23 protein-coding genes and 3 tRNA genes are annotated in these 24,253 nt (G+C 58.7%); 13 read left to right on the top strand and 13 right to left on the bottom strand.

Translation table 11 applies throughout. From position 1 onward, the window contains the following. Positions 1-148: 148 nt before the first annotated feature. The 6 genes from modA (at position 149) to M1E04_RS11980 (ending at position 6,733) form a co-directional block, all read left to right on the top strand. The gene (modA, locus tag M1E04_RS12005; protein ID WP_456293063.1) at positions 149-916 is read left to right on the top strand and encodes a molybdate ABC transporter substrate-binding protein; all 768 of its coding nucleotides are present in this window, start codon (positions 149-151) and stop codon (positions 914-916) included. After that, complete coding sequence (gene modB / locus M1E04_RS12000) at positions 917-1,603, top strand: molybdate ABC transporter permease subunit (RefSeq protein ID WP_065990502.1); 687 nt, start codon at positions 917-919, stop codon at positions 1,601-1,603. Then, complete coding sequence (modC, locus tag M1E04_RS11995) at positions 1,600-2,688, top strand: molybdenum ABC transporter ATP-binding protein (RefSeq protein WP_192131839.1); 1,089 nt, start codon at positions 1,600-1,602, stop codon at positions 2,686-2,688. The genes modB and modC overlap by 4 nt, the downstream gene beginning before the upstream one ends. 101 nt (positions 2,689-2,789) lie before the next feature. Beyond that, positions 2,790-3,860: a DNA topoisomerase IB gene (locus tag M1E04_RS11990; RefSeq protein ID WP_192131841.1), complete on the top strand. Its 1,071-nt coding sequence runs from the start codon at positions 2,790-2,792 to the stop codon at positions 3,858-3,860. Next, the gene (locus tag M1E04_RS11985) at positions 3,857-4,030 is read left to right on the top strand and encodes a hypothetical protein (RefSeq protein WP_192131843.1); all 174 of its coding nucleotides are present in this window, start codon (positions 3,857-3,859) and stop codon (positions 4,028-4,030) included. The genes M1E04_RS11990 and M1E04_RS11985 overlap by 4 nt, the downstream gene beginning before the upstream one ends. 36 nt (positions 4,031-4,066) lie before the next feature. Next, complete coding sequence (locus M1E04_RS11980; RefSeq protein WP_456293062.1) at positions 4,067-6,733, top strand: excinuclease ABC subunit A; 2,667 nt, start codon at positions 4,067-4,069, stop codon at positions 6,731-6,733. Between the two features lie 162 nt (positions 6,734-6,895). Here the strand turns inward: M1E04_RS11980 and M1E04_RS11975 are convergent, their stop codons facing one another. After that, the gene (locus M1E04_RS11975) at positions 6,896-8,548 is read right to left on the bottom strand and encodes a methyl-accepting chemotaxis protein (RefSeq protein WP_456293061.1); all 1,653 of its coding nucleotides are present in this window, start codon (positions 8,546-8,548) and stop codon (positions 6,896-6,898) included. Between the two features lie 854 nt (positions 8,549-9,402). Between M1E04_RS11975 and M1E04_RS11970 the strand changes: the two genes are divergently transcribed. Both M1E04_RS11970 and M1E04_RS11965 read left to right on the top strand, forming a co-directional pair. Beyond that, positions 9,403-9,765: a hypothetical protein gene (locus M1E04_RS11970; RefSeq protein WP_456293185.1), complete on the top strand. Its 363-nt coding sequence runs from the start codon at positions 9,403-9,405 to the stop codon at positions 9,763-9,765. Between the two features lie 30 nt (positions 9,766-9,795). After that, positions 9,796-10,608 carry a DUF2303 family protein gene (locus M1E04_RS11965; protein ID WP_456293060.1) on the top strand — a complete coding sequence of 271 codons (813 nt, stop codon included), beginning with the start codon at positions 9,796-9,798 and terminating at the stop codon, positions 10,606-10,608. A gap of 119 nt (positions 10,609-10,727) precedes the next feature. On the opposite strand, the gene M1E04_RS11960 is transcribed toward M1E04_RS11965, so the two are convergent. After that, positions 10,728-11,207, bottom strand: a complete 480-nt coding sequence (locus M1E04_RS11960) for a hypothetical protein (protein WP_456293059.1) — start codon at positions 11,205-11,207, stop codon at positions 10,728-10,730. 104 nt (positions 11,208-11,311) lie between these two features. Between M1E04_RS11960 and M1E04_RS11955 the strand changes: the two genes are divergently transcribed. After that, complete coding sequence (locus M1E04_RS11955; RefSeq protein WP_456293058.1) at positions 11,312-11,713, top strand: hypothetical protein; 402 nt, start codon at positions 11,312-11,314, stop codon at positions 11,711-11,713. A 51-nt stretch (positions 11,714-11,764) separates the two neighbouring features. Here the strand turns inward: M1E04_RS11955 and M1E04_RS11950 are convergent, their stop codons facing one another. Further along, the gene (locus tag M1E04_RS11950; protein ID WP_456293057.1) at positions 11,765-11,917 is read right to left on the bottom strand and encodes a hypothetical protein; all 153 of its coding nucleotides are present in this window, start codon (positions 11,915-11,917) and stop codon (positions 11,765-11,767) included. Between the two features lie 77 nt (positions 11,918-11,994). Next, entirely contained in the window at positions 11,995-12,984 is a 990-nt protein-coding gene (locus M1E04_RS11945) for a hypothetical protein (RefSeq protein WP_456293056.1), read from the bottom strand. A gap of 166 nt (positions 12,985-13,150) precedes the next feature. Here M1E04_RS11945 and M1E04_RS11940 point away from each other — a divergent pair, with 166 nt between their 5' ends. Then, positions 13,151-13,972: a hypothetical protein gene (locus M1E04_RS11940; protein WP_456293055.1), complete on the top strand. Its 822-nt coding sequence runs from the start codon at positions 13,151-13,153 to the stop codon at positions 13,970-13,972. On the opposite strand, the gene M1E04_RS11935 is transcribed toward M1E04_RS11940, so the two are convergent. Next, positions 13,914-15,257, bottom strand: a complete 1,344-nt coding sequence (locus M1E04_RS11935) for an HNH endonuclease (protein WP_456293054.1) — start codon at positions 15,255-15,257, stop codon at positions 13,914-13,916. The genes M1E04_RS11940 and M1E04_RS11935 overlap by 59 nt on opposite strands. A gap of 49 nt (positions 15,258-15,306) precedes the next feature. Between M1E04_RS11935 and M1E04_RS11930 the strand changes: the two genes are divergently transcribed. Continuing rightward, positions 15,307-17,496 carry a DNA cytosine methyltransferase gene (locus tag M1E04_RS11930; protein WP_456293053.1) on the top strand — a complete coding sequence of 730 codons (2,190 nt, stop codon included), beginning with the start codon at positions 15,307-15,309 and terminating at the stop codon, positions 17,494-17,496. Positions 17,497-17,532: 36 nt separating this feature from the next. Here the strand turns inward: M1E04_RS11930 and M1E04_RS11925 are convergent, their stop codons facing one another. Next, entirely contained in the window at positions 17,533-17,850 is a 318-nt protein-coding gene (locus M1E04_RS11925; protein WP_456293052.1) for a hypothetical protein, read from the bottom strand. A 410-nt stretch (positions 17,851-18,260) separates the two neighbouring features. Between M1E04_RS11925 and M1E04_RS11920 the strand changes: the two genes are divergently transcribed. Beyond that, a complete protein-coding gene (locus M1E04_RS11920) occupies positions 18,261-18,476 on the top strand; it encodes a helix-turn-helix transcriptional regulator (protein WP_456293051.1) in 216 nt (71 codons plus the stop codon). Here M1E04_RS11920 and M1E04_RS11915 read toward each other — a convergent pair. After that, entirely contained in the window at positions 18,473-19,699 is a 1,227-nt protein-coding gene (locus M1E04_RS11915) for a tyrosine-type recombinase/integrase (protein ID WP_456293184.1), read from the bottom strand. The genes M1E04_RS11920 and M1E04_RS11915 overlap by 4 nt on opposite strands. Before the next feature lie 163 nt (positions 19,700-19,862). Beyond that, a tRNA-Leu gene (locus M1E04_RS11910) sits at positions 19,863-19,949 on the bottom strand. Positions 19,950-20,180: 231 nt separating this feature from the next. Between M1E04_RS11910 and sodC the strand changes: the two genes are divergently transcribed. After that, complete coding sequence (gene sodC, locus M1E04_RS11905) at positions 20,181-20,699, top strand: superoxide dismutase [Cu-Zn] SodC (RefSeq protein ID WP_456293050.1); 519 nt, start codon at positions 20,181-20,183, stop codon at positions 20,697-20,699. Positions 20,700-20,873: 174 nt separating this feature from the next. On the opposite strand, the gene M1E04_RS11900 is transcribed toward sodC, so the two are convergent. From M1E04_RS11900 to gacA, 5 genes are all read right to left on the bottom strand, one after another. Further along, positions 20,874-20,947, bottom strand: a tRNA-Cys gene (locus M1E04_RS11900). A 45-nt stretch (positions 20,948-20,992) separates the two neighbouring features. Beyond that, positions 20,993-21,068 (bottom strand) — tRNA-Gly (locus M1E04_RS11895). A gap of 61 nt (positions 21,069-21,129) precedes the next feature. Continuing rightward, positions 21,130-21,690, bottom strand: a complete 561-nt coding sequence (gene pgsA / locus M1E04_RS11890) for a CDP-diacylglycerol--glycerol-3-phosphate 3-phosphatidyltransferase (RefSeq protein WP_065990459.1) — start codon at positions 21,688-21,690, stop codon at positions 21,130-21,132. 32 nt (positions 21,691-21,722) lie between these two features. Next, on the bottom strand, positions 21,723-23,546 hold the full coding sequence (gene uvrC, locus M1E04_RS11885) for an excinuclease ABC subunit UvrC (RefSeq protein WP_296309801.1): 1,824 nt from the start codon (positions 23,544-23,546) through the stop codon (positions 21,723-21,725). Further along, the gene (gene gacA, locus M1E04_RS11880) at positions 23,547-24,191 is read right to left on the bottom strand and encodes a response regulator transcription factor GacA (RefSeq protein WP_065990451.1); all 645 of its coding nucleotides are present in this window, start codon (positions 24,189-24,191) and stop codon (positions 23,547-23,549) included. Positions 24,192-24,253 lie beyond the last annotated feature (62 nt).

Genomic DNA, 24,253 nt, shown 5'->3' with positions numbered 1-24,253 from the left:
CCGATGATATAGACGTCGATTTAAAACGGAGCACGGCACGATCCCGCTTCCGCGCGGAGGAGACTCGCTATATATTTCGCTGCATAGCGTTTGACCGGCGTCCGGTTGGCGTTCCTCCTCATTCCGTTTGCTAGCCCGGAGCCTGTCCATGCGCGCAGTTTCAAACCGCTTCACCGTCACCGCCCTGGTCATCGCCTGTGCCGCGCTGTCATCGGGCACAGCGTTCGCCGATGAGGTCCAAGTGGCCGTTGCCGCCAACTTCACGGCGCCGATCCAGGCCATCGCCCAGGACTTCGAAAAAGACACCGGTCACAAGTTGGTCGCTTCTTTCGGCGCGACCGGCCAGTTCTACACCCAGATCAAAAATGGCGCGCCGTTCGAAGTGTTTCTCGCCGCCGATGACGCCACGCCCGCCAAACTTGAGAGCGAAAACGAGACCGTGAAAGGCTCGCGCTTTACCTACGCGGTGGGCACCTTGGCGCTGTGGTCGGCCAAAGACGGCTATGTGGACGACAAGGGTCAAGTGCTCAAGGACGGCAAATTCGAACACCTGTCCATTGCCAATCCGAAAGCCGCACCCTACGGCCTCGCCGCCACCCAGACACTCGACAAACTGGGCCTGACCGACGCAACCAAAAGCAAGGTCGTCGAAGGCCAGAGCATCGCCCAGGCCTATCAGTTCGTGCAGACTGGCAACGCCCAGCTGGGTTTCGTCGCCCTCTCCCAGGTGTTCAAGGACGGCAAGCTGACCGGTGGCTCGGCGTGGATCGTGCCGGCCAATTTGCATGAGCCGATCAAGCAGGACGCGGTGATCCTCAACAAGGGCAAAGACAACGCCGCCGCCCAGGCGCTGATGGACTACCTCAAAGGCCCGAAAGCCGCCGCCATCATCAAATCCTACGGGTACCAGCTGTAAATGCTGCTGGGCAGTGCAGACCTCGCGGCCATCTGGCTGACGCTGAAACTGGCGTCCCTGACCACTGTGATTCTGCTGATCGTCGGCACGCCCATCGCGCTGTGGTTGTCGCGCACCCGCTCTTGGCTGAAAGGCCCCATCGGCGCGATCGTGGCCCTGCCTCTGGTGCTGCCACCCACGGTGATCGGCTTTTATCTGCTGCTGTTGCTCGGGCCGAACGGCGCGGTCGGGGAGCTGACCCAGAGCCTGGGGCTCGGCACGTTAACCTTCAGTTTCAGCGGGTTGGTGATCGGCTCGGTGCTGTATTCCCTGCCGTTCGTGGTGCAGCCCTTGCAGAACGCCTTCGTCGCCATCGGTCCTCGCCCCCTTGAAGTGGCGGCCACGCTGCGCGCCGGTCCTTGGGACACGTTCTTCTCAGTGATTCTGCCGCTGGCGCGCCCCGGCTTTATCACCGGGGCGATTCTGGGTTTCGCCCACACCGTGGGTGAGTTTGGCGTGGTCCTGATGATTGGCGGCAACATCCCGGAAAGAACCCGGGTCGTGTCCACGCAGATCTACAACCACGTCGAAGCGATGGAGTACGCCCAGGCCCATTGGCTGGCCGGGGCGATGCTGGTGTTTTCCTTTGTGGTGTTGCTGGCGCTGTATTCCAGCGGCAAGGCCCGGTCGGCGTGGAGCGGCGCATGAGTGCGAAGATTGAAGTGCGGCTGCAGGTGAATTACGCCGAGTTCGTTCTCGACGTCGACCTCCACTTGCCCGGTCGCGGCGTCTCGGCGCTGTATGGCCATTCCGGCTCCGGCAAAACCACCTGCCTGCGTTGCATCGCCGGGCTGGAAAAGGCGGCCGACGGCTATATCCGCGTCAACGGCGAGGTCTGGCAGGACAGCGCCAACAACATCTTTCTGCCCCCGCACAAACGTCCATTGGGCTACGTGTTTCAGGAAGCCAGCCTTTTTCCGCACCTCGACGTCGAGGGCAATCTGCGCTTTGGCCTCAAGCGCATCCCCGAGCGCGACAGGCGTATTACGTTGCAGCAGGCGACCTCGCTGCTGGGCATCGATCATTTGCTCCAGCGCGCGCCCGATAGGCTGTCCGGCGGCGAGCGTCAACGGGTCGGGATCGCCCGCGCGTTGCTGACCAGCCCGCGCCTGCTGCTGATGGACGAACCCCTGGCGGCGCTGGATGCGCAACGCAAAAGCGAAATCCTGCCGTACCTAGAGCGCCTCCACGACGAGCTGGATATTCCGGTGATTTACGTGAGTCACGCTCAGGATGAAGTGGCGCGTCTGGCTGATCATCTGGTGCTGCTCAGCGATGGGAAAGCGCTGGCCAGCGGCCCCATCGGCGAAACACTGGCGCGGCTGGATCTGCCGCTGGCGATGGGCGACGACGCGGGCGTGGTGATCGAGGGAAGCGTGCAGGCGTACGATGCGGCCTATCAACTCATCACCGTCCGTTTGCCGCGGAGCGAACTGAGTATCCGCGTCGCCCATTCCGCGTTGCTGCCCGGCAAACCCCTGCGCCTCAAGGTGCAGGCGCGGGACGTGAGCCTGAGCCTGCAACCCGACGCTCAAAGCAGCATCCTCAATCGCCTGCCGGTGACCGTCATCGAAGAGATCGCCGCCGACAACACCGCCCATGTGCTGGTCCGCCTCGATGCCGACGGCTCGCCGCTGCTGGCGCGGATCACCCGCTACTCCAGGGATCAGCTGCAGCTGGCGCCTGGGCAACGACTGTGGGCGCAGATCAAATCAGTCGCGCTGCTGGCGTAGGCGAGCAATCACCCGTCCCATTCATCAGGTATGCAATTAGTCGGCACGACTGCGCAGCGCAACGGTCAATGCAAAAAGACCCGCATTCAGGACTGCCTTTCATGCCGGACACAATCCACAGCGAAGACCTGCCCAAAGATCTGCATTACGTCGACGACAGCCAGCCCGGATTTACCCGCAAGATTCTGCGCGGCAAGTTCGCCTACTTCGACACCGACGGCCAGCGCATCCGCGACGAGAACGTGATCAAACGCATCAACGCGCTGGTGATCCCACCGGCGTACACCGACGTGTGGATCTGTGCCGACCGCCAGGGCCATCTGCAAGCGACAGGCCGTGACGCTCGCGGACGCAAGCAGTACCGCTACCACCCGCGCTGGCGCGAGATTCGTGACGAGAACAAATACTCGCGGATGATTGCCTTCGGCCAGGCGTTGCCCAAGGTGCGCAAGCAGCTGGAAACGCAGCTGGCCAAACCCGGCATGGGCCGCGAGAAGGTCATGGCGGCGGTGCTGTCGTTGCTCGACCAGACGCTGATCCGCATCGGCAACAGCCAGTACGCCCGGGACAACCGCTCCTACGGCCTGACCACGCTGCGCAACAAACACGTCGACGTGAAGGGCAGCAAGATCTACTTCGAGTTTCGTGGCAAGAGCGGCGTCGAGCACCGGCTCAGCGTCACTGACCGGCGCTTGGCGAACATCATCAAGCGCTGCATGGAATTGCCCGGCCAGAACCTGTTCCAGTACCTGGATGACGACGGCCAGCGGCATACCGTGTCCTCCCACGACATCAACCAGTACTTGCACACCCTCACCGGCGCCGATTTCACAGCCAAGGACTACCGCACCTGGGCCGGCAGCGCGATGGCACTGGCGACCCTGCGCAAGCTGCACTGGGAGCCGGAGGCAGACGCGAAGAAACACGTCGTGTCCATGGTCAAGGAGGTCGCGCGGCTGCTGGGCAATACCCCAGCGGTCTGCCGCAAGTGCTACATCCACCCGGCCGTGCTGGAAGCCTTCGCGATGGGCGAACTGTCCAAGCTGCCGCGCATCCGCCAGCGCAAGGGCCTGCGTCTGGAGGAAGTGGCGCTGGCCGGCTTCCTCCAGGGCCTGCAGGCCGCCGAGGTCATTCGTGAAGCATCCGAAGAACTGACAGGAGAAACAGCATGACCACCCACAGCGCGCATATCCCCGGCGAAAAACTCAACGACCCGGACGCACGCCCGGCTGACGTCGCCGATGACCGCGAGCGCACCGACGACGTGCGTGAAGACGAGCCGCTGACCGGCGGTGATCACGACGACGCCGGGCACACCCCCAAAGTGCCCCTCGCCGAGTAAACCGCTCCCGCTTTCCAGGATTCAAAGGCCTCACCCATGACCACACCGCCGCACCTGCCAGACGACGCCCGCCCTTCTTCCTTCACCGTCGACGCCGACCGCCCCGGATTCGTCCGGGTTCGCGGCGCCCGAGAGCACAACCTCAAGGACGTGGACGTCGACATCCCCCGCGACGCACTGGTGGTGTTCACCGGCGTGTCGGGGTCAGGCAAATCATCGCTGGCCTTCTCCACCCTCTACGCCGAAGCCCAACGCCGCTATTTCGAATCCGTCGCGCCCTACGCCCGACGCCTCATCGATCAGGTGGGCGTGCCCGACGTTGACTCCATTGAGGGCCTGCCCCCGGCCGTCGCGCTGCAGCAGCAACGAGGGACGCCGAGTACGCGCTCATCGGTCGGCAGCGTGACCACTCTGTCCAGCCTGATCCGCATGCTCTATTCCCGCGCCGGCACCTATCCGCCGGGGCAACCGATGCTCTATGCCGAAGACTTTTCGCCCAACCTGCCCCAGGGCGCCTGCCCCGAGTGTCACGGCCTGGGCCGGGTCTATGAGATTCCTGAAGAACTGATGGTCCCGGACGACTCTTTGACCATCCGCCAACGCGCGATCGCGGCATGGCCCCTGGCATGGGGCGGCCAGAACCAGCGGGACATCCTCGTCACCCTGGGTTACGACGTCGACACCCCGTGGCGCGACCTGCCGAAAAAGGATCGCGACTGGATTCTGTTCACTGATGAGCAGCCTAACGTGCCGGTCTACGGAGGGCTGACCCCGGAAGAAACCCGTCTGGCGATCAAGCGCAAACTCGAACCCAGTTATCAGGGCACCTTCACCGGTGCCCGCCGCTACGTGCAGCACACCTTTGCCACCACCCAGAGCGCGTTGATGAAAAAACGCGTGTCGCGTTTCATGCGCGGCAGCCCCTGCCCGTTGTGCGATGGCAAACGCCTGAAGCGCGAGGCCCTGTCGGTGACGTTTGCCGGCCTCGATATCGGCGAATTGGCGCAGATGCCGCTGCTGCGGCTGGCTGAAGTCTTGCGTCCAGTGGCTGCGGGCGTTTTTGAAAATGAAGATCGCGGCAGCGCTGTGCTGGATCGCGAGCAGATGGCCAAGGCGAAAAAGAAGCGGGTCACTGCAGGCGGTTCGGCCCACGACGCAGCCCCCGATGTGCGCGCGACACCGAACCTGTCTGTCGAGAAGCGCCTCGCCGCCCAACGCATCGCCCAGGACTTGCTGGCGCGGGTCAGCACCCTCACCGAACTGGGGCTCGGCTACCTGGCGCTGGATCGCAGCACGCCGTCGCTGTCATCCGGTGAACTGCAGCGCCTGCGCCTGGCGACGCAATTGGGCTCGCAACTGTTCGGCGTGATCTACGTGCTGGACGAGCCTTCTGCCGGCTTGCACCCGGCGGACAGCGAAGCGCTGTTCACGGCGTTGCAGCAGCTGAAGGCTTCCGGCAACTCGCTGTTCGTCGTCGAGCATGACCTGGAAACCATGCGCCGCGCCGACTGGCTGATCGACGTCGGCCCTGCTGCCGGCGAGCATGGCGGGCACGTGCTGTACAGCGGCCCTCCCGCAGGTTTGGCCGAGATCGAATCCTCGCAAACGGGCCGTCATCTGTTCGCCGAGCATTCCGCGCTGAGTTCGGCAAGAAGACAGCCGACCGACTGGCTGCGCCTGGAAGGCATTACCCGCAACAACCTCAATTCACTGAGCGCTGAATTTCCGCTGGGCTGCTTCACCTCGGTGACCGGCATCTCCGGTTCGGGCAAATCCAGCCTCGTCAGCCAGGCATTGCTGGAGCTGGTGGGCGCCGAATTGGGACGCCCTGTTGCGGAGGCCGAGGCGGAAGAATCCAGCCTGGAAGACGATGCGCCGCAACCCACCGGCGGGCACATTGCGGGCGGAATGAGCGCGATCAAGCGGCTGGTGCAGGTTGACCAGAAACCCATCGGCCGCACCCCGCGTTCCAACCTGGCGACCTATACCGGCCTGTTCGACAACGTGCGCAAGCTGTTCGCCGCGACGCCCGACGCGCAGAAGGCCGGCTACGACGCCGGACAGTTCTCGTTCAACGTCGCCAAAGGCCGCTGCGCGGTGTGCGAGGGCGAAGGGTTTGTCAGCGTTGAATTGCTGTTCATGCCCAGCGTCTACGCGCCCTGCCCGACCTGCCATGGTGCGCGCTACAACCAGGACACCTTGGCGATCAAGTGGAATGGGTTGAGTATCGCCGACGTGTTGCAGCTGACGGTTGAACAGGCGGTGGATGTATTCGCCGATCAGCCGGGGGTTGTCCGCTCGCTGACGGTGCTGCGTGATATTGGTCTGGGCTATTTGCGTCTGGGTCAGCCTGCGACTGAGTTGTCCGGCGGTGAGGCTCAGCGCATCAAACTGGCGACGGAGCTACAGCGCAGTCAACGCGGCGCCACCTTGTATGTGCTCGATGAGCCGACCACGGGCCTGCACCCCACCGATGTGGATCGCCTGCTGACGCAGTTGAATGCGTTGGTGGATGCGGGGCACAGCGTGGTGGTGGTTGAGCATGAAATGCGCGTGGTGGCGCAGAGTGACTGGGTGATCGACATCGGCCCGGGCGCTGGGGACAAGGGTGGCAATGTTGTGGCGTGTGGGACGCCTGAGCAGGTTGCCGACGTGGAAGAGAGCCGGACGGCACCGTTTTTGCGCAAGGTGTTGCGGGGCTGAGGAAGTTCGGTTACAGCGCTGAAACGAAACAGGCACTTGGGGCTGCCCCAAGTGCCTCTCGCTGGCGCTCATACACTCCGGGCTATTTGTACCAGTGCCACGTAGTAGCGCCATTGAGTTCGTGCATCCTTCAACCCGACAGACACCGTATTAAGTATCTTGTCAGACCTTAAAGTGGCCTACTTGCCGCTGGAGTACGACCCCCAGCTCTGCCAGGTTATTACTCGAACTGGCCGTTCTCTCGCAAGATAAAGCTGAATCATCTGCAATATTACGAACCGACGTCACACTGCGGTTAATCTCCTCAGCGACACAGCTTTGCTCCTCACCGGCGGTTGCGATCTGCCTGACCATCTGCTGGATGTTATCAATCATCTCCACAATGGTTTCAACTGAATGCCCCGTGTTTGAAACCTGTATGACAGTTTCCTCCGTCAAACCACGGCAGACTTCCATCATCCCGGCAGCCTCTTCGGCTATTTTTTGCAGATTGGTGGTCAGCGCGCCAATTTCCAGGGTTGCGCCCTGTGTCCGTTTGGCAAGTGTTCTCACTTCATCCGCCACCACCGCAAATCCTCGACCCGCATCGCCCGCCCTTGCCGCTTCGATAGCAGCATTCAGCGCCAACAAGTTGGTTTGATCTGCAACGGACGTTATGACTTGCAACACCCCACCTATATTTAAGCTCTCTTTTTTTAGTTGTGCCATGGCGGCGGAAGACTTTGACACCTCCGTAGCCAGACGTTTCATTTGGGCTATTGCGTCTTTTGCCATAGTGCCGCCGGTTTTCGCCTGAGCATTAGCGCTGAGTGCCGCATGGGCTGCCTCTTCCGAGTTGCGCGCAACTTCAAGGGTCGTGGCTACCATTTCGTGGATGGCGGTGGCGACCTGGTCGATTTCGACTCTCTGATTGCCTACCCCGATGCGGGTCTGCTCTGTCGCAGCGGAAAGGTCCACTGCAGCAGCAGAGATCACCGCCGATGACGTGTTGACCTGGCTTATAAGCAGGCTCAGACGGGACTGCATCTCACTCAGGGAAGAGAGCACGCTACCGGCCACTGAGGTTTCTGCTCCGGGAATCGGGCGCAGGTCACCACTTGCAACGCGCTGAGCGATGGTTGACAAGAGGATGGGCTCTGCACCCAGGGCGCGTGACAGTCCCCGAACGATAAGAACGGTTAGCGCGACCCCTACGGCAATGGCCAATGCGCATATAAACATCAAGAACTGTTGATTGCTTCTATATTCGACCTGCGATTCATCAACGCTGGCCAGTGCAATCTTTGTATTAAAGCGTTTGTAATCAGTGACGCTGGCCACCAGCTTTTTCAAAAGCGGCAGGCATTCATTGTTCATCATAGTAATTGCGGTACTGCGATCACCACTCATGGCAAGCCGGGTAATCTCCAGGGCAACAGGACCATAGACTTTCTCGATCCCCTCAATCTCGGCAACCAACTTACGGGCATTATCGTTATCGGCGGAGGCTGGCAACGCGCTGACGCCAGCGACCAATGCTGAGAGCAGACTTTTCACCTTCTGATGCTCGGCATTCAAGATGTCCGCTTCAGACTGTCGATCAGTGTCGGAAATGACCAGCACAAGGTTGCGGGCTGAAATAGCGCGCTGCTGCGCGGAAAGCAGCAAACCATTCATCAGCCCCATGCGCTTATTCAACCCTTCGACATAGTTTGAGAAGCGCAGGTTCGACTCATTTAAACTAATAACGGATAACGCAGAAATCAGAAAGATAATTAGCACCATCGCGCCAAAACCCAGTACTAACTTTGCATTTACCGACAAGGAAGCTAACATGCAGAAACCCCTTTGACTTTCAATATTGTGCTGCACGGCCAAGAATGTGGCGCATTGACACTATGCGGCGAGCAACGACAATACTACAAGCAATAAATCACCACTTTTAAAGATATATAGGATCCAACTTACAACGGATTCAATCGAGTTGTTTGCGTAAGTTATTTTAATCTAAACGAATATTTAGGCTTTCGTCGCATACTAACTTTAGAGATGCGATTCTAAACGCGAAGCGTTCTGTACTTATTCCAACAGTCTTTAATCGGTCCGCGAGATGGGAGTTTCAACTGAAGGGAGGATCGGTATTGTGAAAAGCGGAGCTCCCGATAAGGGACACGCGTGCGTATGCTCGTGCCGGCAGTGCGGAAAGCAGCGCGATAGACCGCCGATGAACGACCCGCTTGGGCTTAGCGCTGTCGCCATGGGAGAACAACGCATCTGGGGACGGAGGGGCAAGGACCATTATGAACATCGCTCAACCCGCCATGCAGCTCCTCGTCCAGCAGGGCGCGTTTCTCGACCTGGCAGCCTTTTAGTTCGGTGGCAAGCTGAGCGTGTGCTGGCGCACCGAACATGCCCAGGCGGCGGAGCGTGGTCGGCTTCAGCGGAGGGCGCGGGTGGTATGAGTCAGTGCCAACCCCGCTTCATCTGCTCCCAGCCAGGGGAAACCGGTCGCGCTATCCAGAGCGCCCACCGCGCGCCGCCGACTTACAGAACGCCGCATGACCAAACGCTCACCGCGGATGGCTTCACCTGGAGTCGGGTGAAAGCGGCGTGAGACGAGTTTTCAAGACCCCGCAGCGCAACAAAAAAGCATCCCAACATCAACTCCCACCAAGCGGGCTTCGCGCCCAATCGGAGTAGCACGCACGTCCACTCCAACCGATACCGCCGAATTCCTCGAAAAACTCAACGGCGGCGCGTTCGCCAGCCAGATCGGTCACGCCCTGTCAGAGGTAGCCGCCGGCGTAGTTGACCACGGCAAGGCCGGAAAGGTCGTCATCACCCTCTACTTCAGCCAGATCGGCGAAGGCCAGATGGTGAAGATCAAACACAAGCTCGACTACAAAGTGCCGATCAAGCGCGGCACCCGTAGCGAGAACACCAGCCTCGACACACCGATGCATGTCGGCACCGGCGGCAAGATTTCGCTGTTCCAGGAAAAGCACGATCAGCTGTTCAGTCGTAACGAAGCACCCATCAAGCCCCGCACCTAACACCCCCTTCCCCCATACGAGACCTGTGAAATGTCCCTGAGCAAAGAAGCGATACAACTCATCACCGACACCGCGCTGGAAGCCACCGGCAAGGCACTGCCTACTGATACGCCCACTGCATTGCTGCCGGAAGGCACCAACGTTGTGGATCTGGAGAAATACCAGGCCGGCCGCAGCCGGTTCCGAGGCACCTACGCCACTCACTCGCTGGCGGACTTCAGCGCGTATGTCACCGACCGCGCCGAGGCTGGAGCTCGCGGTTTCATCCATCAGGAAGAGATGAGCTGCGTTCTGTTGTTCAACCTCGGCACCACATCAGCACCTGGCCATGCCGATGACCGCGCGGTGCTGAAGCTCAAGGCAACCGCCGGGTACACCGCCGCGCAGCAAATTCCGGGTAACCGTCTTGCGCAGAAGGACCTGAGCGACTGGATCGAGGACTGGCACCAGCACCTAACGCCGGTCGATGATGCAGGCACCGCGATCCCGATCGCCAAAGCCATTGCGGCGGTACGCACGATCACCATCAAGGCCACAAGCGAGTCGGAGACAACGGTCGGCGACACCAGCGCCAGCCGGAGTGCGATGGACCAGATCGAGGCACGCAGCAAAGAAACGCTGCCGGCGGCTCTGCAGTTCCACGTCGTGCCGTTTGAGGGGTTGACCGAGCAGCAGATCACGCTGCGCATTTCTGTGATTACCAGCGGATCGGTGCCGGTGCTGAAACTGCGCTGGGTTGGTGAGGAGGTGCAGCGCGAGGCCATTGCTCAAGAGTTTAAGTCAGTGCTGGAAGACAAGATTGGCTCGGCGGCGAAACTCGCGCTCGGCAGCTTTTCTTCCTAAAGATAGGCCCGCGCCATATAAGTCTTGGCGCGGGTTCTGTCCATTGATAGCACAGGTAAATTCCGGCGATGCGGCGATACCATTGACCTTAAAAACGCCAGCGGCGCTGTTGCAAACAGCTAGGGCGTAATAGTTCGCTCTTTAATGTCTAGAAATTTCTGAGTTTTCGTGTACCACAAGAACATGCCTACAACGCACAGAAACATGGAAGCGAATCCGAGTGTTCTGTACAGTTTCAGCAGCGAAGAAAGTTCATCTCTAGTCTCCTTAACAAACTCTATATTTTGCACGCTTTTAGCCTGTAACATGTCTATTTCGTCAAAGAGCGGCTGATTAGCTTCCCACCCATCACGGATTCCTTTCCAAGTCTCTAGGTCAGAATTATTCTTTTGTGCCTGGGCCGTTTTTTCGTCTAGACGATCTTGCTTCTTTTTTATTATTTCTATTTTGGCGGCAATTTCTGTAGCTTCCATTCTACGAATGTTAATAGTCTCCATGAGCGAATCGTAGCGTTTGTTATAGTCAAAATAAAAAAATATAGAACATATCAGGCCTGCAATGGCCATAAATTTGTAGAGATTGTCTGTCGGGGCCTGCATCTTTATAACCTACATGATCCGGCCACATGCCGGTCACCACTTATAAACCACCACCAACCTATTCGCCACCGGACTTTCGGAGGGCTTTCGCATGGAGCATCGATATGAGCCACAACTGCGCGGACGTGCGCCAGCACTACAACGTGCCGGCAGACGTCGGGCGCCGTGTCATCGCCAACGGTGAGCCGGGAATCATCCTCGCCGACAGAGGCAACTACATCGGCGTGGTGCTGGACAGCGACCCGAAGAAGCGAATACGCAACTACCATCCCACTTGGGAAGTCCAGTACGGCGACATGTCCGAGAAGCTGCCACTCAAAAAATGGGAGGTGTTGCCCTTCGCGTTCGACTGGGATGAGCTGGACTGGAGCCCCAGGGCGCGCGGCCATCTGACAGAGGTCTGGGCGGCAACTCGCAGCCAAGCGAAATACCTGGCCTACCGTGAGCTGGAAGAATCCTGCGTGGATGCCAGTGCGATGTGCTATTTCAAGGTGCGCCGCGCCTGATCAGTGGATCACCGGCAGCGCATCGCCCGGTGCCTCGATCGGCACTGTCGCCTAAGCCACGTCCGCTGGGTTGTAGAACTGCTCGCCGTACATCGACTGAATAGCCAATTCCGTGAGCTCGTCTATATCAACCCAGCATTCCTGCGCCGCGACCGGCACCGCCTTCAGCGCCATCCGCAGATCCCTTTCCCTGTCTTCACTCATGACCGTATCCCTTCCTGTGGAGCGGTAAGCGTAGGCGACTTTTACTAGCAAGCTAATGAGTCTTCCAACCATCAACCTTACGCGCAACGAAATAACTCTTTCCGAAAATAATTCTCAATAAACTCATTAGAGCCGTACACAACTGCCTGTTTAGTCGGAACACGAAGGACTAAAAATACAATCTCGCGGCAGATATTCATTAGCCCCTCGCTTATCTCTGGCGATGCTTCAATATCTGACTGCCTTATATGAGATCCATGCGTAACCTGAGAACGTATCGCATAGGCCTTTTTCATGAATTGATAGCGCCCCTCCATAGCCTCCGCTGATCCTCCTAGAAAGTGCGCCACCCGCTCTGAAAGCCGATGTGTCAACTCACCAGTGCTAGTAGAAAAGAGGCTTTCCAGTGCACTGCAAACTTGGGCAATCTTCAACGAAGGATAGGCGATCTTTCGCGAAGAAGTCATAAAACTAAGGAACCTATCAAAGCGCGAACTAGCCTTTGACACTGGCGACTGCTTAATGCTGAACCCTTTAGCATGAAGGTGCCCCCTTAGTTCTGAACTCACGTTGTTCCACATCAAAAGTTCAGATGCGTCAAACGTCGTCGGCACTAGGGCTTCACCATTGGCTTTAGACAGCGTGGAGTACAGTCCATTACTGGTCCAAAAAACTTTACCGTCATTTTTTAGATTGCAATGCGCGAGTTCGCATCCGATTGCGTTATCTTTAACTAACCACGAATCTTCAATAAGCCATCCAACCCAGACCAGCCATGCCAGAAGCAGAGGCTCGCTGTGATCATACCGGCTCCAAATCGGAGTGTCCTCCGGCCTGCATACGACCAAGTGATCAGAATCACGAAGATGTTGGTACTCAATCTGGCCCGCAAAATGTTTGAAAGAGACATCCAGCCAACCGTTTACAATTGCAGGCTCATTAACTATAGAAATTCCGGGCATCATTTCATATATACCCGGTTCAGCTTCTACTTTGAGCCAGCGTAAAGTTGAGATGATTTTCACGCTCACGTTCACGCTCACGTTCACTTTTGCTTTCATCGTCATCGTCATCGACTCGTAGCTTTAGTTATCGCCATTTAGCTTATCACCGCACTTACGCGGAATCGCCACAGAAATCGCTGCACCCTATCACAACCGAGCAAGACACCCTCGGGACCAACTCCCCACTCCCTCACACTCTCACGAATCACCCCACTGGCGAGGATCAGCCATGCCATCAGACAAACCACGCATCGTCTGCCAGTTCAGCTGCGGCGCCGCCTCGGCGGTGGCAACCAAGCTGACACTGGCCGACTACGGCAGCACGCATGACGTGCAGATCATCAACGCGTTCCTATCCAACGAGCACGAAGACAACCGGCGATTTCTTGCTAACTGTGAAGCCTGGTTCGGACGGCCCATAACCGTGCTACGTGATTCGAAATACGGGGCCGACATCATCGAAGTCTTCCGGCGCGAGCGTTATGTGAAAAATCAATTTGGAGCGCCCTGCACCAAATTGCTCAAGCGCCGGCTGCTGGACGCGTGGAAACAGCCAGGTGACCTCATGGTGTTCGGCTATACCGCAGAGGAGCAGAATCGACTGGACACCTTCCGAGAGCGCAACCCTGATCGCGCTGTGATAGCGCCGCTGATTGATCGCGGGCTGGGCAAGGAAGACTGCAAGGCGATGGTCGAACGAGCTGGCATCGAGCTGCCCTTCATGTACCGACTTGGCTACGACAATGCCAACTGCGTCGGCTGTGTAAAAGGCGGAGAAGGATATTTCCGAGCCATCCGTGAAGACTTCCCAGAACAGTTCGAATCGCTCTGCCAGGTGCAGGATCTGCTGGGCCCAGGCTCATACCTCCACAGGAACCGCACCACCAACGACCGTTACTCGCTGAGAGACCTGGGCGACGGCCCGGTGCGGCGGAACGAGAAGATCCCTTCCTGCTCGTTCTTCTGCGAGTTGGCTGAGGACGCCTATCGCGTCACGTCACCCGATCTGCCGTTACAGCAAGTTGTCGATGCAGTACGCGATGGCAGTTAGCGCAAAGGCACTGCAAATGGTCTAGCGTGGTCTTTTGGCCAGGGTTCATGTCGGCAATGTGGAAGGCATTGTGGTGAACCTCGATACAAGCATCCGCATAAACCCCGTAGGTCTCGAATGGCTCGAACTTACAGCCTTCGCAAAATAGCCGGCCGTGCTGTTTTCGGAACTCTGCCTTTTTTGCTTTGGCCAACCCCGCTGCACGCTCTCGGCGAAAATGGCTTACTAATCTAGGGGAGCCTTCCGCCCACTCTCGCTGCTCTTGCTCCGCGGGCACATCAATCGGCACCGGATCGCTGTCTTTAGGGACGATTCTGTAGCCGGCGTCTTCGAGGAGCTGAAAACAAACGGTGTTGGCGCCCGCGGTGAAGTGCAATGGCTTCACGCTAAATCCGAGGGCAGCCGATGCGGCAAGACCGAACACTTGCTTTGGAGCCAGTCTTACTCCGTCGTCAACCAGAAGATCGTAGTCAACAGACGCTCCAAAATCTTCGGCCTGACCACCCGCAAGTAAACCTTGGACAGCTTTCCAAATGTAGTCAGCGGTCACCTTCCGAAGCTCCTCCACTGGCAAGCCGCGGTCCCTGGCCGAACGCCCAGCCGGCAGTGTCGACGGTATGTATGCCCCATCAATTACCAGGCCAGTCACATCTTTGGAATTCAGAGAGCGATTGCTACTAGCGCCGCTCGGGAGCAAGCACCTGATGGAACTACCTGACTTGGCATGATGAGCAACATCTTCGTGACTAACTATTTTCAAATCGTTGTTTTTATTATTACCACCGTCTGGATAGACGCGGTATGAACCCTGACCAGTATCCCGATTTTTCTGAAAGATTGGACGAATTTCCGCTTGCCCAGCATCTATAAAATATACGCCGGAAGATACCTGCATTGACCGACCAATATCCATTGTTCGCGGGTGATTACTTGAAGAGTTGAAAAAAGCCGAAAGTTGCTCCGCCACAACAGCGACGTGAGCGATTTTTGAGAAGCCAACCCTGGGCCACTTATTGTTAGGGTCAATGTTCACCGGTTGTCCAGTGGCAGTTCTCATCTCATCCACCAGCGCCCTTGCGGCCGCGCCTGTCGTGGCAGCTCTTGCTGCCATCGACTGAATGTCAAAGGCGAGCTCCGCAAGATTGCCTGATGCGAGCATCTTTGAATAAAGCGTAACTCGACCTTTGGAGTCATTGACGCATCTTACGCCATTGCCGCTGCTCAACTTCTGCATCGCCCCATATATAGGGTAGAGAAGCTCCTGCGCCAAACTGAACAGACCCATATCCCTATCTCCAAAAAACTCGAACGCAATATACCGTTGAGGACTACGCATGTCTGCAATTCAGAAAAGCCACACCTTCGATTTCAAAACGCAGTACGGCCTCGGCTTCGACCCGCAAGACGATGAGCTCGTCGTAGACTTTTTCTGCGGCGGTGGCGGCGCCGGTACGGGCCTGGAAATGGGCCTCGGTCGCAAGGTCAGCGTGGCGAAGAATCACAGCGCTAAAGCGATCAGCATGCACACTATCAACCACCCGGGCGCCAGGCATTTCACCACCGACGTGTTCGACGGAAATCCGGACGCCGAGTGCGACGGAAAGGCGGTCGGCTGGTTTCACATGTCACCGGATTGCACCCACCACAGCCAGGCCGCCGGCGGACAGCCGCGCAAGCGCGAGATCCGCAACCTTTCGTGGATCGGGCTGAAGTGGGCAGGCAAGAAGAAGCCTCGAGTCATCAGCCTGGAAAACGTGAAGCAGATTTTGCAGTGGGGTCCGCTGATCGCCAAGCGCGACAAAGCGACCGGCCGCATCATCAAACTGGTGCCAGGCGTGAACAAAAAGGGCAAAGAAGTCCTGGTGAAGGTGGTTGCCGCGCCCAGCGAGATCGTTCCGGTGGACCAGCAGTTCCTCGTCCCAAACCCAAAGCGCAAAGGCAGCACCTGGAAACGTTTTGTGGAGCTGCTGGAGCAGCACGGTTACGTGGTCGAGTGGCGAGTGATCAAGGCGTGCGACTTCGGCGCGCCCACCAGCCGGGAACGCCTGTTCATGATCGCTCGCTGCGACGGACAGCCAATCGTGTGGCCGGAGCCGACCCACGCGAAGAAGCCCGGCAAGGGCCAGCTGAAGTATCGCACCGCCGCCGAGTGCATCGACTTCAGCGATTTGGGTAAGAGCATTTTCGGCCGCAAGGATGAGCTGGCCGACGCCACCAAACGCCGAATCGCCAAGGGCATGAGGAAGTTCGTCATCGACCACCCTGCCCCGTTTATTGTGCCGATCGCGAACTGGTCGACTGAGACGGTACAGTCGCTGAACGAGCCGCTGCGCACCGTGACGTCTTACCCGAAAGGCGGGGCGTTCTCGGTGGTGAGCCCAATCATCGCACCGGCCACGCATCAGGGCAGTGACCGTATCAACGATCCACTTGAGCCGCTGCCGACTGTGACCTGCGCCAAGCGCGGCGAACTGACATTGATCAGTCCTACGCTGGTTCAGACCGGCTACGGGGAGCGCGCGGGCCAGCAACCGCGCGTGCCGGGATTGGATCAGCCGCTGGGGACCGTCGTCGCTGGAGGCGTAAAGCACGCACTCGCTGCGGCGCACCTGGTGAAGTTCAGATTCAACGACGAGGGCAAATCGCTGGACGAACCGCTGCCAACCATCACTAGCGGCGGCAACTACCAGCGTCCTGCCGGCGCCGCGCACGCCATGGGCATCGCCACCGCGTTCATGGCGCAGATGAACGGCGGATTCAACACCACTGTCGCGAAAAGTCTTGAGGACCCGGTAACCACAGTAACGAACACTGGCAGCCAACAGCAGCTGGTGACGGCAACCCTGGTTACCAACACGACCGGCCACGCCCCGTCAGATATCGAGGGCCCGGTACCGACGCTCACGACAGGGCAACACCAGATGCTCGCCACGGCGCATCTTCTGCACCTGCGCGGCAACTGCGACGCCCGGGCCGCCGCCGATCCACTCCACACGGTCAGCGCCGGCGGGACTCATCACGGGCTCGTCACCGCTTTCATGGAGCGCCAGTTTGGCGCAAGCGTTGGACAGCACCTGGCCGAACCGGCGCCAACCATCACCGCCGGCGGGGGTGGCAAGAGTTCGCTGGTCAGCTTTGAGTTGTCTCCAGAGCATGAAGAAGGCGCGTTGCGTGTTGCTGCATTCCTGATCAGTTACTACGGCACGGAGAACATGAGCAGCTGCCACCAGCCTACTCCGACGATCACCACAAAGGATCGCCTCGGCCTGGTCACCGTGATGGTGAAGGGCATCCCGTACGTGATCGTCGACATCAGGCTGCGGATGCTGCAACCGGCTGAGCTGTACCGGGCGCAGGGCTTTCCAGCGGACTACATCATCACCCACGGCGCAGACGGCAAATGGTTCACGAAGACCGAGCAGGTCCATATGTGCGGCAACAGCGTCAGTCCTCCGCCGATGGCTGCGCTCGCTCGGGCGAATGATCCTTGGAAAATTCGCGAGCAGATGTCAGTCGCAGCGTAGTACGCGTCGCTGCGTCCTACCTCATCAGTCACAGCCTTACAAAGGACCAGCCTTCGTCAGCAGGTACTTGAAAAGCTCGGGGAGGTCTGCGAGGAGAAGGTCGCGAACGTCAGAGCGACACTTTGCTTTATGGCCAGCGGAGAGGTTTTGAGCCAACGCCCCAACGTGGGCCAACAACCGTTCCTTTCTAGGCCATTCGCCAGGGAAAGCTTCCAAGAAACCATCGAGCTGACGTCTCAGCTTTCCGACAATGGGTGACAACTCGTTTGCGTCGAGTACTTCCCACTGATCGAGGATCTCAATCGCTGTCGTGTTCGCCTCGAACCACGCTTCGAAATGACTGCTTCCTATCATTTACTCTCCTTGTAAAACAAGCGGCTTAAAAAGCGATTTAACCACAGCGCCATTTAGCGCTGTATCCCACGGCGGTCCATCGCCTAAGTCTTCGCCTCCCAACTCATCTTCCATAAAACCTAACAGACGCCTGCTGCAGTAAAGCGGGCGGGAGATACCTGCATGCTCATAAGTGCATCAACCAACCTGAGGAAATGCAATTCCCTCGGTGATCAAGTCCGTGTGAAAGCGCTTCGCCTAGGCGGCGGATGGGCCGAGGCCCGCGAGAACCTAGCGAGAGAAGCCGAACGCTGGTTCGGACGAGATCCAGTAGCAAATATTCAGGACTGGAGGGCCGTAACGAATGAAGTATTTAGATCCGACTGATTCATCCACTCAACCCCACATAAACCCCGGACGGAGTAGCCAACATGAACACAGCTCAAAAAGCCGAGCCTATCGAGTACATCCGCTTGCCAGAAGTGCGGCGCATCACCGGGCTTAGCACCGCAACCATTTATCGCATGGCCGTCGGCGGGAGATTCCCCCGCCAGGCAAAGGTCGGCGAACAGGCTGTTGCCTGGATACGCTCAGAGGTCGAGCAGTGGGCGGCGAGCAAGGCTGAGGCGCGCAAGCGCGTGCCTTAAATGGCCTCGACCTTGTCCAGGTAGTCAGCCCAGTTCTGCATCATCTCCCGCCGCTGTTCCACGTACTCGGCATGGTTGTACGTCTTCCGGATCTTGCTTGATCCGGCGTGCGACAGCTGGGCCTCGATCCAATCCTCGTTGTACCCCATCTCGTTCAGGGCAGTCGAAATCGTCGCGCGGATCCCGTGCCCGGTCAGTCGGCCCTCATATCCCATACGCTTCAACGCCATGTTGACCGTTCCGTCGCTTATCGGCTTTGCCGGGTCACTTCGGCCCGGCAGTAGCAGTGTGTAGGCGCCGGTCATTTCCATGACGTTACGTATCTCCTCCACCGCCTGCCGCGACAGCGGCACGAGATATGGCGGCACTTTCGCCCCATCCTTACCTCGTATCAACTTCTGCAACTGCTTCACGCCTGTCGGCGGAATCGTCCACAGACCGCCGTCGAGGTCGAACTGATCGCGGGTGGCGAAGCGAAGCTCGCCAGTGCGAACGCCGGTCAACAACAATATCCTAACCGCGCTGCGCGTGTACTCGGCGCCGGTGAATGTCCGCAGCGCATTGAGAAACTCGGGAAGCTCAGCCAGCCGAAGCATCGGGTTGTGCTTCTCGGGCGGCTCCTTCACCGCGACGATGTCCAGGTCGGACGCAGGGTTGTGCTCTATGTAGCCGGAAGCGATCGCGAACCGGAAGATCTCATTCAGCCATGAGCGGCACTTCCTCGCGACATTCAACGCGCCCCGGGCCTCGACTCTTCGCATGGTCGACAGCACATCGCTGCGACGGATGTCTGATATTGGCAACTTGCCTAGTGATGGAATGAGGTCTTTGTCCAGGTACATGCGCGATTGGGTCGCACCGCCCTTGCGGGCCGCCGTCATGCGCGGTGACTTGAAGGCATGCCATTCTTCAGCGACAACTTCGAAGGTTTTTACCGCACCGTTGCTGGCGGTCAGCTTTTCTTCACGCCGGGCCGATCGCGGGTCTACTCCTTTTGCTATGAGCGAGCGGGCCTGATCCCGGCGTTCGCGTGCTTGCTTGAGGCTGACTTCAGGGTAAGTGCCGAGGGATATGCGCGGTTGGCGGCCGTGCCAGGAGAACCTGAAATGCCACGACTTAGCGCCCTTGGCAGCAACGAAGAGCGACAGCCCGGCCGAGTCAGTGAGGGTGTAATCCTTGTCGCGGGGCTTTGCCTGCCGGACAGCCGTGTCAGTGAGGGGGATTAGTACATCACCAGATTAATCGAATTGAGAATGTGCTGGTAAATGTACTAAAAATGCTGAGCAGGCGTGAGAAGAGTTGCGGTAGCTTAATAACAAAAAACCCCGCGTAGCCTGGGCTAGCGGGGTCTTTTGAGCATGCCTGAGAGGGCATGAGAATCGAATATGGTGCCCCGAGCCGGAGTCGAACCGGCACATCCTTTCGGACGACGGATTTTAAGTCCGGTGTGTCTACCAATTTCACCATCAGGGCGGTAGCACATATCATCCTTGACCTTCGCGCGTCGTATCGCGAGGCCAGCTGACAAGAGTGGGGAATATATACACCCGCAGCCCTTGAGGCAAGTTCAAAGCTTTCGGATTCAATTGGTTACGTTTGTTTACCGTCGCAACCTCGATACCTTGTCTATGCTCTCTCCCTGCGAAGGGTGAAACGCTGTCGCAGCTGTCTTGCCCTTCTTTTGACAAACTGAATGAGGTGTCTATGAAATCCGCTTTGTGGCTGGCCCTGATTGGGGCATTTACGGTGAGCGCTCAAGCGGCGTCGCTTGATGTCCCCATGAACCTGGTGAGCGCTGATGGCGCCCCACAGCCCGTTGGCAACGTGACCATCAGCGAGACCGCTTACGGGCTGGTGTTCACCCCAGATCTGAAATCTTTACCCGCCGGGATTCACGGTTTGCATGTTCACGAAAAGGCGAGTTGCGATTCGGGCATGAAAGACGGCAAAAAAGTCGCGGCACTCGCAGCAGGCGGCCACTTCGACCCAGCGAAAACTGGCAAGCATCTGGGGCCCTATGGCGAAGGCCACTTAGGTGACCTGCCAGCGGTCTACGTCAACGCCGATGGAGTGGCCAATTACCCTGTGCTCGCACCACGCCTGAAGAACATTGCCGACATCAAAGGCCACGCGCTCATGATCCATGTGGGCGGCGACAACCATTCGGATATGCCAATGCCATTGGGCGGCGGCGGTGATCGGATGGCGTGCGGTGTTATCTGACGGCGCGCAAACCTGCCCAGGCTCAGATGAACCGGTGACAGAGATGAGTGGCTTGGTATCTGAGCTCTCGCTTCATCGCGTGTTGCGGAAGCGATAGCCAGAATTGCGGAAGTGATTCATTAAATGCCCCCCACAAAAAAGCCCGTAAGACGTTGATCTTACGGGCTTTAATAGTGGAGGCCGAGGTCGGAATCGAACCGGCGTAAGCGGATTTGCAATCCGCGGCATAACCATTTTGCTACTCGGCCTCAAACGCTCAACGATCCAACCACTACCGCTAAACGCATACAAACTGGAGCGGGAAACGAGACTCGAACTCGCGACCCCGACCTTGGCAAGGTCGTGCTCTACCAACTGAGCTATTCCCGCTTTGTGTGGGCGCCATTCTATACACTCAAATGACCCCGTCAACCCCTTGATTTAAAAATACTTATTTTTCATCTGTGGTCGTGCGCAGATGCGGCCATGCGGCGCGAAGGTATTGCACCATCGACCACAGCGTAAGGCCCGCCGCGATCATCAGCAGCACATAACCCAACACCACCCAGAAGGTAAACGCGGGGGGGTTGGCCAGCAGGATGACCAGCGCGAGCATCTGCGCAGCGGTTTTCCATTTGCCCAGGTTCGAGACGGCGACTTGGGCTCGTGCCCCCAGCTCCGCCATCCACTCGCGCAGCGCCGAGATAACGATCTCTCGACCGATGATTACGGCGGCCGGCAAGGTCAGCCAGAGGTTGGCGTGGGCCTGCACCAGCAACACCAGCGCAACGGCCACCATCAGTTTGTCAGCCACCGGGTCGAGAAAGGCCCCGAACGGTGTGCTTTGCTCCAGGCGTCTTGCCAGATATCCGTCCAGCCAGTCGGTCGCGGCTGCCAGGGCGAACACCGAACTGGCGGCCATGTAGCTCCAGTGGTACGGCAGATAGAACAACAGAATGAAGATCGGAATCAGCAGGACACGTAATACGGTGATCAGATTAGGGATATTCATCGGCACAACTGGCTACGAGGTGAGCGAGCATTCTACTCGCTGTGCAGGTTTGCATAAATCGACTCTGCGAGCTTTTTGCTGATTCCCGGCGCCTTGGCGATTTCTTCGATGCTGGCACGGGACAATTCCTGAAGGCCGCCGAAGTGCTTGAGCAGGTCGCGGCGCCGGGTCGGGCCCACCCCTGCCACCCCTTCCAGGGTTGACGTTCGACGGGTTTTACCGCGTCGCGCACGGTGCCCGGTGATGGCAAACCGGTGGGCTTCGTCGCGGATCTGCTGGATCAGGTGCAGCGCCGGAGAGTCGCCCTTGAGGGTGAACTCATGGGCCGCATCGTTCAAGTACAACGTCTCAAAACCGGCCTTGCGCGTAGCGCCCTTGGCGACGCCCAGCAAAATCAGGTCGGGGATCGCCAACTCGTTCATCACGTCGCGGGCCATGCTCAACTGGCCCTTGCCCCCGTCCACCAGCAAGATGTCCGGCAATTTACCCTCGCCGTCCTTGATTCGGCTGAAGCGACGTGTCAGCGCCTGGTGCATCGCGGCGTAGTCGTCCCCCGCCGTGATGCCTTCGATGTTGTAGCGGCGGTAATCGGACTTGATCGGGCCCTCGGGACCGAACACCACGCACGACGCCACCGTCGCTTCGCCACTGGAATGGCTGATGTCATAGCATTCCAGTCGCTGCGGCGGCTCATCGAGCTTGAGCACTTGCGCCAGCGCTTCAAAGCGCGCGGTAACGTGCTGACGGTTGGCGAGCCGCGCCATCAGTGCCTGCTCGGCATTGGTCACGGCCAGTTGCTGCCAGCGCGCACGGGTGCCACGCACCCGATGGCTTATGATGATTTCGCGGCCGCGTGAAGCATCGATCGCGTCGATCAGCGCGGGGAAATCCTCGCTGACCACGTTAACGATGACCTCCCCCGGCAGTTCGCGCTCGCCCCCGCCCAAAAAGTATTGGGCCAGGAAGGCTGACATGACTTCGCCCACCTCCTCCTCGATCCCGACCTGGGGGAAGAAATTCTTGCTGCCCAATACCCGCCCGCCACGCACGCTGATCAAGTGCACGCACGCGCCGCCCGGATTGACGAACGCCGCCACGACGTCGACGTCGCCAGTGCCGCCGTCCATGCTCTGCTGGTCCTGCACGCGGCGCAGCAGGCCGATCTGATCACGCAACTCGGCGGCGTGCTCGAAATCGAGGTTCATCGCCGACTTTTCCATCAGCGCGTTGAGCTCGTCAGTGAGGGCATTGCTGCGCCCCTCGAGGAACATCACCGAGTGACGCACATCCTCGTTGTAGATCTGCGGCTCGACCAGGTTCACACAGGGCGCCTTGCAGCGCTTGATCTGATACTGCAGGCAAGGCCGAGTGCGGTTTTTGTAGAAGCTGTCTTCGCACTGACGAACGTGGAAGGTCTTCTGCAGGATGCTCAGGCTTTCGCGGATCGCACCGGCGCTGGGGTAAGGCCCGAAATAGCGGCCCTTGGCCTTCTTGGCGCCGCGATGAATGCTCAGCCGGGGAAATTCGCCGTCGGACAGGTGCACATACGGGTAGGACTTGTCGTCGCGCAACAGGATGTTGTACGGCGGACGCGACTCCTTGATCAGGGTTTGCTCCAGCAGCAGCGCCTCGGTTTCATTGGCGGTGATGGTGGTTTCAACCTGAGCGATCCGCGCGACCAGCGCACCGGTTTTCGGTGCATGGCCGGTCTTGCGGAAATAGCTGGCGAGGCGCTTCTTTAAATTCTTGGCCTTGCCGACGTACAGCAGCTTGCCGTCGATATCGAACATCCGATAGACGCCGGGGCGGCCACTGCAGGTGGACAGAAAAGCACTGGGATCAAACGGTTGGGTCATTTATGCGCTGGCGTCGACCATGCCATGACGGACGGCCAGCAGGGCCAGCTCCACGTCACTGCTAATCGACAGCTTCTCGAATATGCGGTACCGGTAGGTATTCACGGTTTTGGGGGACAGGCAAAGCTTGTCGGAAATCGTCTGCACTTTCTGGCAGCCGACAATCATAAGGGCAATCTGGATTTCCCGCTCGGACAACAGGTCGAACGGCGAATTGCTGGTCTGGGGCTGGAAGGATTTGAGCGCCAGTTGCTGGGCGATCTGCGGGCTGATGTAGCGCTGCCCGGCGAACACCAGGCGAATGGCCTGAACCATCTCGGTCAGACCGGCGCCTTTGGTCATGTATCCCGCCGCGCCCGCTTGCAGCAGGCGCGTAGGGAACGGGTCTTCTTCGCACACCGTGACCGCCACCACCTTCATATCGGGATGGCTGCGGATGAGTTTGCGCGTGGCTTCCAGCCCGCCGATGCCAGGCATCTTGACGTCCATCAGCACGACGTCGGGTTTCAGCTCGCGGGCCTTCTGCAACGACTCTTCGCCGGACTCGGCCTGTCCCACCACCTGCAAGCCTTCGATGTCGGCCAACATGCGCGTGATACCTGTCCGAACCAGATCATGGTCATCGACAACCAGCACCCTAATCAAGCAGACACCTCACCGAACAATGCGTGGCGACGACCCGCCACGTTAGCGAAAAGAAAGTAAGC

The organism is Pseudomonas sp. AK106 (genome assembly GCF_053903055.1).
This window is presented reverse-complemented; position numbering and strand designations above follow the sequence as displayed.

Excerpts from the sequence above, each read along its gene's own strand:
- modA (WP_456293063.1), top strand. The coding sequence starts at position 149 with ATGCGCGCAGTTTCAAACCGCTTCACCGTCACCGCCCTGGTCATCGCC.
- modB (WP_065990502.1), top strand. The coding sequence starts at position 917 with ATGCTGCTGGGCAGTGCAGACCTCGCGGCCATCTGGCTGACGCTGAAA.
- modC (WP_192131839.1), top strand. The coding sequence starts at position 1,600 with ATGAGTGCGAAGATTGAAGTGCGGCTGCAGGTGAATTACGCCGAGTTC.
- M1E04_RS11990 (WP_192131841.1), top strand. The coding sequence starts at position 2,790 with ATGCCGGACACAATCCACAGCGAAGACCTGCCCAAAGATCTGCATTAC.
- M1E04_RS11985 (WP_192131843.1), top strand. The coding sequence starts at position 3,857 with ATGACCACCCACAGCGCGCATATCCCCGGCGAAAAACTCAACGACCCG.
- M1E04_RS11980 (WP_456293062.1), top strand. The coding sequence starts at position 4,067 with ATGACCACACCGCCGCACCTGCCAGACGACGCCCGCCCTTCTTCCTTC.
- M1E04_RS11975 (WP_456293061.1), bottom strand. The coding sequence starts at position 8,548 with ATGTTAGCTTCCTTGTCGGTAAATGCAAAGTTAGTACTGGGTTTTGGC.
- M1E04_RS11965 (WP_456293060.1), top strand. The coding sequence starts at position 9,796 with ATGTCCCTGAGCAAAGAAGCGATACAACTCATCACCGACACCGCGCTG.
- M1E04_RS11960 (WP_456293059.1), bottom strand. The coding sequence starts at position 11,207 with ATGCAGGCCCCGACAGACAATCTCTACAAATTTATGGCCATTGCAGGC.
- M1E04_RS11955 (WP_456293058.1), top strand. The coding sequence starts at position 11,312 with ATGAGCCACAACTGCGCGGACGTGCGCCAGCACTACAACGTGCCGGCA.
- M1E04_RS11950 (WP_456293057.1), bottom strand. The coding sequence starts at position 11,917 with ATGAGTGAAGACAGGGAAAGGGATCTGCGGATGGCGCTGAAGGCGGTG.
- M1E04_RS11945 (WP_456293056.1), bottom strand. The coding sequence starts at position 12,984 with ATGACGATGAAAGCAAAAGTGAACGTGAGCGTGAACGTGAGCGTGAAA.
- M1E04_RS11940 (WP_456293055.1), top strand. The coding sequence starts at position 13,151 with ATGCCATCAGACAAACCACGCATCGTCTGCCAGTTCAGCTGCGGCGCC.
- M1E04_RS11935 (WP_456293054.1), bottom strand. The coding sequence starts at position 15,257 with ATGGGTCTGTTCAGTTTGGCGCAGGAGCTTCTCTACCCTATATATGGG.
- M1E04_RS11930 (WP_456293053.1), top strand. The coding sequence starts at position 15,307 with ATGTCTGCAATTCAGAAAAGCCACACCTTCGATTTCAAAACGCAGTAC.
- M1E04_RS11925 (WP_456293052.1), bottom strand. The coding sequence starts at position 17,850 with ATGATAGGAAGCAGTCATTTCGAAGCGTGGTTCGAGGCGAACACGACA.
- M1E04_RS11920 (WP_456293051.1), top strand. The coding sequence starts at position 18,261 with ATGAACACAGCTCAAAAAGCCGAGCCTATCGAGTACATCCGCTTGCCA.
- sodC (WP_456293050.1), top strand. The coding sequence starts at position 20,181 with ATGAAATCCGCTTTGTGGCTGGCCCTGATTGGGGCATTTACGGTGAGC.
- pgsA (WP_065990459.1), bottom strand. The coding sequence starts at position 21,690 with ATGAATATCCCTAATCTGATCACCGTATTACGTGTCCTGCTGATTCCG.
- uvrC (WP_296309801.1), bottom strand. The coding sequence starts at position 23,546 with ATGACCCAACCGTTTGATCCCAGTGCTTTTCTGTCCACCTGCAGTGGC.